The organism is Streptomyces sp. NPDC007856, from assembly GCF_042868225.1.
GTDB lineage: Bacteria > Actinomycetota > Actinomycetes > Streptomycetales > Streptomycetaceae > Streptomyces.
Map to the genome: position 1 here is coordinate 300,008 of NZ_JBIAEC010000004.1, position 13,358 is coordinate 313,365.

The 13,358-nt window shown below is 72.3% G+C and carries 5 protein-coding genes; all 5 read right to left on the bottom strand.

Annotation, left to right across the window (positions count from 1 at the left end; all coding sequences use genetic code 11):
• Positions 1 to 8: 8 nt before the first annotated feature.
• Genes ACFYOH_RS12660 through ACFYOH_RS12680 form a run of 5 tightly spaced genes read right to left on the bottom strand, consistent with a single transcriptional unit; the run spans position 9 to position 13,357 of the window.
• The gene (locus ACFYOH_RS12660) at positions 9 to 779 is read right to left on the bottom strand and encodes a thioesterase II family protein (RefSeq protein ID WP_388624499.1); all 771 of its coding nucleotides are present in this window, start codon (positions 777 to 779) and stop codon (positions 9 to 11) included.
• Positions 776 to 6,157, bottom strand: a complete 5,382-nt coding sequence (locus tag ACFYOH_RS12665) for an SDR family NAD(P)-dependent oxidoreductase (RefSeq protein ID WP_388624502.1) — start codon at positions 6,155 to 6,157, stop codon at positions 776 to 778. Before ACFYOH_RS12665 ends, ACFYOH_RS12660 begins: the two co-directional genes overlap by 4 nt.
• 50 nt (positions 6,158 to 6,207) lie before the next feature.
• The gene (locus ACFYOH_RS12670; protein WP_388624505.1) at positions 6,208 to 9,507 is read right to left on the bottom strand and encodes an amino acid adenylation domain-containing protein; all 3,300 of its coding nucleotides are present in this window, start codon (positions 9,505 to 9,507) and stop codon (positions 6,208 to 6,210) included.
• A complete protein-coding gene (locus ACFYOH_RS12675; RefSeq protein ID WP_388624506.1) occupies positions 9,504 to 10,274 on the bottom strand; it encodes a thioesterase II family protein in 771 nt (256 codons plus the stop codon). The genes ACFYOH_RS12670 and ACFYOH_RS12675 overlap by 4 nt, the downstream gene beginning before the upstream one ends.
• Positions 10,271 to 13,357 carry an amino acid adenylation domain-containing protein gene (locus ACFYOH_RS12680; protein WP_388624509.1) on the bottom strand — a complete coding sequence of 1,029 codons (3,087 nt, stop codon included), beginning with the start codon at positions 13,355 to 13,357 and terminating at the stop codon, positions 10,271 to 10,273. Before ACFYOH_RS12680 ends, ACFYOH_RS12675 begins: the two co-directional genes overlap by 4 nt.
• Position 13,358 lies beyond the last annotated feature (1 nt).

Below are 13,358 nucleotides of genomic sequence, written 5' to 3' on the forward strand. Positions count from 1 at the left end.
AGGGGCACTCAGCCCAGCAGTGCCAGTTCCTGCCCGATGAGGTCCAGCACCTCGGCGCGGTGGTCCAGGAGGTAGAGGTGGCCTCCCTCGAACAGACGGACCGAGCAGGCCCGGTTGGTCAGCCGCCACCACTGGCTGATCTCGTCGGCCCGCACTTCCGCGTCGTCGACGGCCCCGAGACAGGTCATCGGCACATCGAGCAGGTCGCCGTGCCGGTACTCGTAGTTCTCCACGGCCTCGAAGTCCGCGCGGATGGTCGGCCCGAGGAAGAGCAACAGGTCACGATCCCGGATCGCCGACCGGGACGGTCCCGCGATCTCGTCCAGTCTCTCCAGCAGGGCTTCCTCGTCGAGGGTGCTGGCCGCGGGGCGCCACGGCGGCAGATCGGGTGACCTGAATCCCGAGAGGAACAGGTGGGCCGGCGCGGGTGCGCCACGCCGGCGCAACGTCCGGGTGACCTCGAAGGCGAGCAAGGCACCCATGCTGTGCCCGAAGAAGGCGAACGGCCGGTCCAGGAGCGGCTGGACCGCGTCCGCCAGAACGGAGACCATCGGCTCGATCCTCCGCAGCGGCTGCTCGGCACGCCGATCCTCGCGGCCCGGAAGCTGGGCCGCCCAGATCTCCACCCCGAGGGTTTCCGGCAACCGCCACTCGCCGTAGGCGAGCGCCCCCGATCCCGCGTGCGGCAGGCAGAACAGCCGCACGGACGGGTCGGGGTGCGCCGTCCTGCGCCGCAGACAGGTGCCGGTTCCGTGGTCGGTCGTCCCTGTGCTCGTCATGCGTCGGCCCTGTTTCCTTGTTCGAGGTGCACGAGCTTCTTGAGCCCGCCGTAGGTGCGTACTTCCAGCAGCAGGCCGATCCCGAGTTCGACTCCGAACACCGTGCGGATCCGTCCGATGAGCTCCACGGCCGACAGCGAGTTGCCGCCGGCATCGAAGAAGTCGTCGTCGTCCCCGCCCGGCGCGGTGCCGATCGTCTGTTCCCAGAGCTGAGCCAGCAGGTGCTCGGGCGGGCGCACGGGGGGCGCCGTCGGCAGCGGGGCCGCATCCGCCGCTTCCGCCGTCGGTTCTGCGGTCGGTACCGAACGAGAGGTCGCGGGTGCGGCGGCCTCCCGAGGACGGACCAGGACGGAAGGTGGCGTGTCACTCGCCAGCAGGGCCATCAGGAGCCGGAGCCCGGCTTCGGGATCGATCCCCTGGCGGTGGGGCGTGACCTCACCGGGCCGCGGTCCGGCGAGGTCGGCCGGGGCCCGCTCGGCAGGCGGCCGGTCCCAGCCCTCACGGAACTCCACCCGTCGCATGGTGAAGCCCTCGACACGAGCGAGGAGCGTGCCGTCCGGGGCGATCAGGTCGATGTCGCCGACGGCGGTGTCGGCCTGCGCGGGCCGGCGGCGGGCGTGGCTGTACAGCTCCGCCGGCAGGTCCGCGTGGAAGACCAGCCGCTGGTAGAGGAACGGCACGTACGCGCCCTCGCCGGAGGAGCGCACCCCCGCGGTCGCCGTGTCGAGCAACGCCGGATGAAGCCGGTGCTCGACCAGGTCGCCGACGAAGCCCGGGAACAGGGCGAGTCGCAGGAGCTTCTCGTCGCCGGCCTGCCACACTTCCGTGATGTTGCGCCAGCGCGGGCCCATCGTGAACGCATCGTCGACGGCGACCCTGTTGTGGGCGGTGCCCGCCGCCGTCAGTCGGCGGCGCAGTCCGTCGACGTCCACGGGGTCCGCCGATGCCGTGATGCCAGCGACCCGACCGGTGACGTGTTCCACGGGAGCCGAGTCCGGCTGCTGGGCCGGGGTTGACGACACGGTGAACGCGTAACCGTTCCCGGAGGCGGTGAAGACCACGCGCAGCTTGCGCGGTCGCTCGTCGGAGAACGGGGCCTTGAACAGCACATCGGTCAGTTCGGTGGCCTGGTCGGGCTGGGCGAGCCTGGCCGTGAAGAGCGTGACGATCAGATCGACGTAGGCCGCCCCCGGCAGCAGCGGAACGCGGCCGATCCGGTGCTCGTCCAGGACCCAGTTGTGCGCCGGGCCGTACTCCTCCTCCCAGACAAGGGCCGGTGGAGCGACCGGGCCGGGGCGGGTGCCGGCGGCGAGATCGCTGATCAGGTCGGGAAGACCGGACAGGTCGGGCCCGTCGGCGTCCGCCATGCCGTCGCCCCGCCAGACCGGCCAGGCGATGTTCAGAACCCGGGCGGCGCGGATCGGCGCCAGCTGCGCCGCGGCGTCGATGAAGGCGTTGGCTGCGGCGTAGTCACCGCCGCCCACGAGACCGTCCACCGCCGCTCGACTGCCGAAGAACACCGCGAAGTCCAGCATCGGCCGGTTGGCGAAGGCCTCCGCGAGCAGTGCCGTCCCGGCCGTCTTCGGTGCCAGCACGGCCTTGGCGTCGGCGGGATCGCGGAACGCGACCATGCGGTCACCGGCCACGCCCGCTAGATGGAACACCCCGTTGACCGGTCCGAACCGCTCCTGTACCGAAGCGACCACGTCCTCCAGCGCACCGGGCCGGGCCACGTCGGCGGCCGTGGTGAGCACTTGCGCCCCGAGGGCGTGCAGCTCGGCGACCGCCTCGCGGGCGCGCCGCACGTAGGGATCGTCGGCCGCGGCCTCCGGCGCCATCGGGTCACGGCGTCCCATGAGGATCAGGCGCGGCCTCACGCCTGCCGCGGCAAGATGGCGGGCGAGCGCGAGACCGAGCCCGCCGAACCCGCCGGTGATCAGGTAGACGCCGCCCTCGCGGAGCACTTCCCGCCGTGGTGCGGGTACCGGCAGGGAGCGCTCCGTCGGCGTCCAGCGGCGGTGCCCGCGCAGAGCGACCAGCTCGGGGGCGTCCGGCTGAGTGAGTTCGGCCGCCAGCCGGGCGGTGCTCACCCGGTCGGCGACGTCGATGACGCGGGCCCGCAGCGCCGGCGCTTCGTCCCGCAGGGTGCGCACGAGTCCGAGCACGGTCGCGCGCGCGGGATCGAGCGGGTCACTGCCCGAGACGTCCACCGCCCCCCGGGTCAGCACGGTCAGCTCGGGGGCCTGTCCCGTCGGCCGCCGCTGCGCCAAACCGGCGAGCGTCATCAGGCTGAGGCATGCGGCGTCGAGCCCGTCCTGCAGTCGTGAGGAGGAGAACTCGGCGACCGGATCCGTCCCTGCCGCGTGAACGAGGAGCTCCGGCTCGATCCCCCGCCGCTCGAGGGTCGCGATGACGGCCGTGAGGTCCTCCGCCGCCCCGAGCCGCACGTGGAACTCGCCCGCTGTCTCGATCGCCGACTCGCCCGGTCGCACCCTGATGGTGCGGTAGCCCGCGCGCTCCACGGCGAGCAGTACGTCGAGCGCCGGCTCGGGATCGTCCGGCAGCAGGACGAGGGCCGTGCCGCCGGCTTCCGGGGCAGCGGTGTCCACCTCGTGGCCCGCTTCCCAAACGACGAAGCTCGCCACGGCGCCGGAGAGGTCGGCGACGTCCGCCGTGCCCGCCCGGTGCTGTTCCGCGTCGGCCGGCGCCGCGGGTCGGTGGCGGGGCTGCGGGACCACCGGGCTCTCCGGTACGGGGTCGACCCAGTACCTCTCACGGTGGTACGGGTAGCCGGGCACCGGCTTGCGGCTCATCGGCCGGGGCTGGTCAGCCGCCTCCCAGTCGAGCGGAACCCCCGCGGTCCACAGGCGCGCGGCAGCTCCCAACGCACGGGACGCGTCGTCCCCGGAGCCCGCGAGACTGGCCACCGCGAGGCCGTCCTCCTCGGCGACCGCGGTGTGCCGGCGGGCGAACGTCACCAGTGTGTCGCCGGGGCCGGCTTCCACCAGGATCCGGGGGCCTTCGGCCAGCATCGTGTCGAGTGCGGAACCGAACTGCACGGGCAGGGTCAGCTGTCCCGCCCAGAACTCGGGGCTCTTCGCCTCGGCCGAGCCGATCCGCCGGCCTGTCCGGCCCGAGTACAGCGGGAGCGTCGGCTCGTGGACGGTGACGGAGCCGAAGGCCTCGGCGAACCGCTCGGCCGCTGCAGCCCAGCCGGGGTGGTGGAAGGCGTGCGAGACCTCCAGGCGGCGGCATGCGCGCCCGTCGGCGGCGAGTGTCGCTGCGAAGTCGTCGATGGCCTGCGCGGGCCCGCTGACCACGGTCTGCGCAGCGGTGTTCACGGACGCGACGGCGATGTCCGTCGGGAGCAGCCGAGTGATCTCCTCGGCCGGCGCGGCGACGGCGAGCATCCCGCCGGAGAACGGGTGGGCGGCCATCGCCCGGCCCCGGGCGGCGACGAGCGAGACCGCATCCGGCAGGTCGAAGACGCCGGCGATCGTGGCTGCCACGAGTTCGCCGAGGCTGTGTCCGAGGACCGCCTGCGGGCGCACGCCCCAGGCCCGCCACATCTCGGCGAGGGCGTACTCCACGGCGAACAGCAGCGGCTGGGCCACCTCCGGGGAGTCGAGGCCGGTGCCGTCGAGCCAGACCTCGTCCAGTCGCAGGCCCTGCTCCTCGAACAGCTCCAGGCACTCGTCCATCGCCACGCTGAAGGGTCGCACGGTGCCGTAGAGCCCGGCCGCCATACCGGCGTGCTGGGTGCCCTGGCCGGGGAAGAGGAACGCCGTCGTGGCGTCGGCACGGACCCGGCCGTGGACCACCTCCGGCCCGCCACGCCCTAGCGCAGCGGCGGCCGCGGCGGCCGAGGGAGCCACCACCGCCGCGCGGACCGGATGCGGCGTGCGCCCGTGCTGGAGGGTGGCGACAGCGTCGGCGTACTCTTGCTCGTCCACACCCGCCAGGTACTCGGCGAGGTCCAGCCCGAGCCGCTGCCGACCGGCGTCGTCGCGCGCCGACCAGACGACGATGCGGGGCCGGCCGTCCTCGGGCAGCCGCGGCGGGACGGGGCCCTCGGCCAGCACGGCATGCGCGTTGGTCCCCCCGATACCGAGGGAGTTGACGGCGGCCAGCCTCGGCCGGTCCTCCCGCCGCGGCCAGGGCCGCACTTCGGTGACGACCTCGAACGGTGTCCGGTCCAGCTCCAGCTTCGGGTTGGGTTCGGTGATGTTGATGCTGGGCACCATGGTCTGCCGGTCCAGCATCAACGCGGTCTTGATGAGTCCGGCGACGCCTGCCACGGGATTCATGTGGCCGATGTTCGACTTGACCGAGCCGATCGCCGTCCGGCCCGGTCTCAGCGGTGTGGCAGAGGCCGCCGCGTAGGCCTCGGTGAGGGCCGCGATCTCGATCGGGTCGCCCAGGTCGGTGCCGGTCGCGTGCGCTTCCACGTAGTCGATCGAGGACGGGGCCACGTCCGCGCGGCGCAGCGCCGCGGCGACGGCCGCCGCCTGCCCGGTGACGCTCGGAGCGCTGAAGGACACCTTGTCGGCCCCGTCGTTGTTCACCGCGGTGGCACGGATGACGGCGGCGATCCGGTCGCCGTCCGCGAGGGCGTCGCCCAGCCGCTTGAGAATGACCGCGCCGGCACCGCTGCCGAAGATCGTGCCGGAGGCCGCGGCGTCGAACGGGCGGCAGTGCCCGTCTTCGGTCAGGACTCCTCCCGGCGTCCAGAGGTGTCCGTGTCCCAGCGGCAGCTCGATCGTCGAGCCACCGGCCACGGCCACGTCGCAGTCGCCCGCCTGGAGCGCCTGCGCCGCCACGTGCACGGCCACGAGCGAGCTGGAACATGCGGTCAGCACCGTCATGCTCGGTCCGCGCAGGTCCAGCTTGTGGGAGACGAGCGTGGCGAGGTAGTCGGCGTTGTTGAGGGTGAACAGGACCATCCCGGGCGTCCCGTCGACCAGCTCCGGCCGGTTGGCGACGACATGGCGGAGGTAGCTGTTCGGGCTGGTGGTGCCGTAGACGCCCACCCGGCCCGGGACGGCGAACGGGTCATAGCCGGCGTTCTCCAGTGCGGCATGGCTCGTTTCGAGGAACACCCGGATCTGCGGATCGCAGACCTCGGCCTCGGTGGCCGTCATCCCGAACAGTGCGGCATCGAAGCGGTCGGCGTCCGGCATGAGCGGCACGGCCCGGACATAGTCCGGATGGGCGAGTTCGGCTTCGCTGACACCGGCCGCCGTGAGCGTCTCGGCATCGGGAAACGCGATCGACTCCGTGCCCGAGACGAGGTTGAACCAGAATCGCTCCAGGTCCGGTGCCCCGGGCAGCCGGCAGGCCATTCCGATCACCGCGATCGGTTCGGGGGATTGCGTCACCGCGTGCCTCTCCGTCCTGTTGTTCTCTGCAGTTCCTGACATCGATGGCCTCACTGGGCGCGGTGTGCGGCCGCGAGTCGGGCGAGATGCCCCGCCAACGCGCGGCGTGTGGGGTACTTGAAGACGTCCGTCACGGGGAAGTCCCGCCCCAGTTCCTGTTGGAGACGCGCGTGCACCTGTACGGCGAGCGCCGAGGTCATCCCCACCGTGAAGAAGCTCGCCCGCTCCGGGATCTCGAATCCCACTGTCTCCCGGACGACCCGGGAGACGAGTTCGGCCTCGCCGTCGGCCTGATGCTGCTGCCCGGACTCGCGGATGAGCCGGGCCATCGCCGCCGGGGTCGGGGCGCGGAAGACCATCGCCATCGTGACCGGCGTGCCACAGCGGCTCGCCGCCTCGGCGGCGAGCCTGACCGCGAGCAGTGAGTTTCCGCCGGACAGGAAGAAGTTGGACTGCATTCCGGTCCCGGGGCGGTCCAGGACTTCCCGCCATAGGTCCTGCAGCGTGTGCTCGAGCTCGTCGCCCGGCTCCTCCGCGGAGGCGGGCTGCTCGGGCTCGGCGGCGGCCAACCGCCCCAGGGCGGCCGTGTCGAGCTTGCCGTTGGCGGTGGTCGGCAGCTCGGAAAGGATCACGAGGCGGGCGGGCACACTGTAGCCGGGCAGTACGCGACTGGCGTGGGTCCAGACGTCCTGCACCAGGCCGGGACGGTCGTCCGCCACCACATAGCCGACGAGGGACCCGGTGCCGCTCGGATCGCCCAGCAGGAGAACGGCCGCCCCGTCCACCTCCGGGTGCTGCAGCAGGGCGCTCTCCACCTCGCCCAGCTCGATGCGATGGCCGCGCAGTTTCACCTGGCGGTCGGCCCGCCCCACGAGTTCCAGCGTGCCGTCGGGCCGCTGGCGCGCAAGGTCGCCGGTGCGGTAGTAGCGGCCCAGCTCCGGGTCGACGCGGAAGCATTCAGCGGTCAGTTCCGGCCGCTCGTGGTAACCGGCCGCCACTCCGGCGCCGCCGATGCAGAGTTCCCCGGTGAGTCCGGTCGGCAGCTCTCGGCCGCGTTCGTCGAGGACGCGGATCCAGGTGTTGGCCAGGGGTGTTCCCACTGTGACCGGTGCTCCCGCCTCGATCGGCGCCGTCGTCGACCAGATGGTCGTCTCCGTGGGGCCGTAGACGTTGAGGACCCGCGCGCCGGTCCGCAACAACTGGTCGGCCAGCGCCCTGGTCAGGGGCTCACCGCCGCACAGGACCGTACGACCGGACAGGCGCCCCTCGAGGTGCCGCGCGACCAGGCGCCATGTGGTCGGTGTCGCCTGAACGACCGACACCCGCTCTCGCTCGACGAGCTCGGCCAGTACCCGTGGCTCGCCCCGGGCTTCGTCCGGGGCGACGACCACCCGGCCGCCGACGGCCAACGGCAGACACAGCTCGAGAGCGGAGATGTCGAAGGCGAACGTGGTGAGCCACAGCGTGCTGGTGTCCGGTCCGGCGCCGAGATCGGCAGCGAAGTGCCGTACCACGTTGGCCAGATTGCCGTGGGACAGGCGAACGCCCTTGGGCCGACCGGTCGACCCGGACGTGTAGATGAGATAGGCGCAGTCCTCATGACCGGGTCGGGATCCGACCACGAGCTCGGCGTCGTCTTCGGGCCCTCCGGGAGCGTCCAGCAGGACCCGGCCTTCACGGCACGCGGGTGGCAGGTACTCGGCGCCGATGACGGTCCGGCATCCGGCGTCGTCAAGCTGGTAGAGCAGCCGATCAGCGGGGTGTCCGGGATCGCAGGGCAGGTAGGCGGCTCCGGCGGCCCACACTCCCAGGACGGCCGCCGCCGCCGTGATGCCCCTCGGCAAGGCGATGGCGACGACCGCGTCCGGACCGTTCACCGCCGCCTCGACCCGGGCGCGCCAGCCGGCCGCCGCGGCGGCGAGCTCCCGGTAGGTGGCGCTGTGCGCGCCGTCGACGACCGCCGTGGCATGGGGTGCGGCCTGCACAGCCGCGGAGAACAGGCCGAGCACGCTCTGTGGCCCCGGCCAATGCACCGTGGTGCGGTTCACGGCCTCCGCCAGCCGCCGGTCCCGTTCCGTGCGCAGGTCCATGTCGCCGACCCTGCACCCGGGATCGGCCGCGGCCCGGACGAGGACCGCGTCGAGGCGGTCGAGAAAGGCCTCGGCGAATTCCGCGCTGTGGGCCTCGCTGCTGTAGAGCAGCTTGACGGTGAGCCGGGAACCCACCGGCTGGGCGGTCAGCTCCAGATCGAACCGGCTGAGACCGGTGGCCACCTCACGCAGCCGTGACCCCTGGCCGGCGGGATGGTGCGTCGGGTGCTCCGGCCTGAAGTTGAACTGATGCCGTACGAGCCGGGAGCGCCACCACGCCGGGCCGTCGACCGGTCCGGCGGACGAGGCGGTGACCGTCTCGAAGGAGGTCCGGCCGTGTTCCAGGCCCGAGACGAGGGCGGCGGCCACTCGTGCGACGAGGTCGACGAAGGGCAGCTCGTCGGCAACCTCCACGCGCAGCGGCAGGGTGGCCACGTGGTAACCGATCGCATCCGCCTCCCGCCCGCCGCGGGTGTCGGCCATGACCCCGATGACCTGGTCGGCGGCCGCGCCGTGGCGGCGCAGCAGCAGGTAGTAACAGGCCAGGAGGACGATGGCGTCGGTGGCCTTGCATGTGCCGCGCAACGCCGCCAGACCTCGTGCGGCCTCGGGCGACAGGTCGCGCTCGAGCTGGTCCCCTGCGAAGGTCGGTTCCGCTCCGGGCTCGCGGGCGCCGTCCAGGCGCATCGCCACCGGGTCGAAGCCGGCCACGTGCTCGCGCCAGTACTCGCGGGCGGATTCGGCGTCAAAGGAGGACACCTCGACCGGTTCCGGCAGTGGGGACGGCTCGCCGTTCTCCGCGATCTCCAGATAGGCCCGGCCGAGCTCCGCCGTCAGCCGGCCCAGACTGGCGGCGTCCACGATGATGTGATGAGCGGCGAGGCACAGGACCTGCCGCTGTGCGGTGACGGTGAACAGACCGACCCGCACCAACGGTGCCTGGTCGAGCCGGAACGGCCGGGCAGCGTATGCCCGCAGATCCGCCTCGATCCGCTGTGGGTCGCTGGCGAGCATGTCCAGTTCGAGGCCGATGCCGTCGACGGGCAGCTCGCGGCTGACCACCGTGCCGTCCTGGAGCAGGAATTCCCGACGGAGCGCCCGGTGGCGCGCGGTCAGCAGGTTCAGCGCCTCCTGCAGCGGCCACCAGCGTGCGGGTCCCTCCAGCTCGATGGCGACAGCCGCGTTCGACACACCGATGTCCGGAACCAGTTGCTGGAGCATCCAGAGGGCCTGCGCGCCCTCGTCCACCGGTCCGGTCATCGGGAGCTCCTCTCGTCCGCGGGGAAACCCTCCGCAATCGCCTGCGCGACACCCGGGCAGGTGTCCTCCAGGAGCCAGTGCCCGGCGTCGAACGGGCGGAGCTGCACCGGAAAAGTGCTGTGTCTGCGCCACCCCAGCAGTGCGCCCCGTGGCGTGGTGGTGTCGTGTCGGCCGTGCAGGACGACGATCCGTACGGGCAGGGCCGGCCCCGGCTGGTACCGGTAGTGCCCCAGCCAGGTGAAGTCGCCGCGGACAGCCGGTTCCGCGAGCCGACGCAGCCGCTCGTCGGTGGCGACCTCGCCCGAGACGCCCCCTTCCTCGGCCAGATGCGACCAGAGCGCGCTCGACGGCATCGTCGGCAGCCGGTAGGGGCGGCGGGCGATGTCCGGCGCCTCGAAGGAGGCGATGAACAGCCAGCGGGGCAACGGCAGTTGGCGGTCGGCGAGTATGCGGGTCACTTCGAAGGCGGCCAGCGCGCCGCCGCAGTAGCCGAACAGGCCGTACGGCCTGCCGTCCAAGAGGTCCGCCAGCGCGTCGGCGAGCTCCCCGGCCAGTTCCGCGAGGTCGGTGCGTGGCCGCTCGGCCAGCCTGGCCTGGCGTCCCGGCAAGTTGGCCGACCAGAGTGCCAGGCCGTGTCCCGCCAGCTCACGGGCCAGTGGCACCAGTTGGGCGCATCCGGCACCTGCGTGCGGGAATCCGAAGACCCGCCGTTCGCTGTCGGCCGAGAGCGGCAGGAACCACGCCGTGTCGTCAATGGTGTAGGTCATGTCTGTGGTCTCTTCTCGCCGAGCCAGACGGCGAAGTCCGCGGGGGTCGGTGCTTGGAAGACGGCATCGAAACCGATGTCCTCGCCGAGTTCGCGCCCGATCCGGTCAGCCAGCCGGACGGCTGCCAGGGAGTGGCCGCCGGACGCGAAGAAGTGGGAGGACACGCCGAGCCGGGGATCACCGAGGATCTCGCGCCAGGCCTCGACCAGAGCGCGCAGCGTCGGGTCATCGGGCAGCCGGGCCGGTTCAGCGGTCGGGAGCAGCGTGAACCGCTCGGCCAGCGCGCGGTGATCGATCTTTCCGTTGCCGGTCAGCGGAAGCTCGTCCACCACGAGGTAGCGCGCCGGCACCGCCGCCGTCGGCAGCAGTCCGCGGGCGTGCGCGTGGAGCCTTACGACGAGCGCGTCGGCCTGCTCGGGCGGCAAGGGGCCGGCCGTGGGAAGGCAGGCGGCGGCGATGACCGTGCCGTCCGCCCCGGCGAGGGTCAGGGCGACGGCGGTGGCGATCTCGCTGTGCTCCTCCAGGGCTGTCTCGACCTCGCCGAGATCGATGCGGTGGCCGCGGACCTTCACCTGCCGGTCGTCGCGGCCGAGGCACTCGAGGACGCCGTCCGTGCGCAACCGCACGATGTCGCCGGTGCGGTAGTAGCGGCCCTGGTCGGGGTCGTGCCGGAACCGTGCGGCCGTCAGTTCCTCGTCGCCACGGTAGCCACGGGCGAGGCCCACGCCCGAAATGCAGAGTTCCCCGGGCACGCCGGGCGGAACCGGCCGGCCGGCGACGTCCCGGACGGTCACCGTCGTGTTGGCGATCGGCGTGCCGATGGGCACACGTTCCGGCACCGGACGGTGCAGTTCCGCGGCGGTCGACCAGATCGTCGTCTCGGTCGGGCCGTAGACGTTGAACAGTCGGCAGCCGTGGCTCAGAAGCTGGTCGGCGAGCGCGGCCGTCAGCGGCTCGCCGCCGCACAGCACACGCATGCCGCGCAGTCGGACGGTCGGCTCCGCTGCCAGGTGACGCCAGGTCGTGGGGGTTGCCTGGGCCACCGTGACGTTCTCCGTGTCGATGACGGCGGCCAGTGCGGCGGCATCCAGCCTGACGTCGTCCGGCACCGGGACGACGCGGGCACCCCGGCACAGGGGCATGAAGAGCTCGAGTGCCGAGATGTCGAAGGAGAACGTGGTGAGCCACAGGACCCGGTCCTCGGCCGTCAGTGCCAGGGCGTCGGCGAAGTGCCTGACCACATTGGCGAGGGCGTGGTGATCGACCTCGACCCCCTTGGGGCGGCCGGTCGAACCCGAGGTGTAGATCACGTAGGCCAACGGGCCCGGGACGGGCGCGCGCGGAGCCGTCCGGCCGACGGTGTCGGCGGGCACGACGACGAGGCCGGCCGAAGAGTCCGCCGGCACCGGCCGGTCGGTGACGAGCACCTTCACCCCGGCATCGGCGATCTGGTGCGCCATGCGCTGTGCCGCATGGCCGGGGTCGAGCGGAAGATAGGCCGCTCCTACCGTCCAGACGCCCAACGCCGCGGCTGCCGCAAGCGGCCCGCGGTCCGCGAAGAGACCGACCACGTCGCCGGGGCCCACGCCGGCCTCGCTCAGACGCTCAGCGACCCCGGCCGCCGTCTCCAGCAGCCGACGGTAGCTCCAGTCGCCCACGGCGAGCGTGTCCGGGCTCCGCTGCGCCTGTGCGAAGACGAGTTCGGGAACGGTGACCGGGGAGTGGGTCGGCCAGTCGCAGGCGGTGGCATTCAGCCGGGTGCCGATTCTCCGGTCGTCCTCGCTGCTGAGGTCCACGGCGCCGACCGGTGCCGCAGAGTCGCCGCCCAGACCGATGAGCAGACTCTCGTAGCGGTCCAGCAGTGCCGCGATGTCGTCGGCGTCGTGCGCTTCGGTGCTGAAGACGGCGCGGACGTCGATGGCGTCGGGCCCGGCGAAGACGATGAACTCCAGGTCGAGACGGCTCAGTCCGTGGCCCACGTCGAGCAGCGTCACCGGAAGGCCCGTCATGCTGAGCTCCTCGTCCGGCATGGCCGGACGGAAGTTGAAGGAGTGGTGGAACAGCGGCGTGCGCCAGTGCCCCGACCGGTTCTCCAGCATCGGCTGGACGGCCTCGAAGGACGCCTCGCCGTGTTCCAGCCCGGTGAGGAACACGGAACGCACGGTCTTCACCAGGTCGTCGAACCGAGCGTCCAGGTCGACCGGTACGCGCAGCGGCAGGGTGCTGACGTGATAGCCGAGCGTCTCTCCCGCGCCGCTGCGGCGCGTGTTGACCGGGACGCCCACGACGAGGTCAGGGCCGGCGCCGTGGCGGACCAGGAGCAGGTAGAACGCGGCGAGCATCACGATGTTCTCGGTGGAACGGGTCCGGGCCCGCAGCCGGGACACGGCGGCCACCGCCTCACGGCTCAGCGACCGGTCGAGCCGCCCGCCCGCGAAGGTGGGGCGGGCGGGGACCTGCCGGGCCCCCGGCAGGACCGACTCGGCCGGGTCGGCTCCCGCCAGATGAGAACACCAGTAGTCGAGCGCCTCCTGGTCGGGGGCGGATTCCGGGGATGCCGGGACCTCGCCCGCCAACTCGGGCGGCAGCTCACGCCCGGATGCGAAGGCGTCGTAGAGGAGGCTCGTCTCGCGCATGACCACCCATGCCGTGGTCCAGTCGGCGATCAGGTGGTGCAGCACGAAGCAGACCACGGTCGAGGTGGGGAGCATGACCGCATAGGCCTTGCCCAGCGGCCCGTTCTCGACGTCGAGCGGTGTGGCGATCAGCTCGGTGAGCGTCTCGTCCAGTTCCTCCTCGGCGCACGCGATCGTCTCCAGCGCCATGCGTGCCCGGCCGGCATCGAGGACTCGCCTCGTCAACCGTGAGCCGTTGCCGGGGAAGGTGGTGCGCAGCGCCGGGTGGCGGCGAGCGATCTGGTTCAGTGCCTCCTGCAGCGGCCACCAGCGCAGGGGCGCGTCAACGCGCAGGGCGAAGCCGATGTTGCAGATGCCGCGTCCGGCCGCCAGCCGGTGCAGCATCCACTGGGCTCGTTCCTTGGCGGTGACGGGGAGTTGGCGCTCGTGCGCCAAGGCCGAGGACACG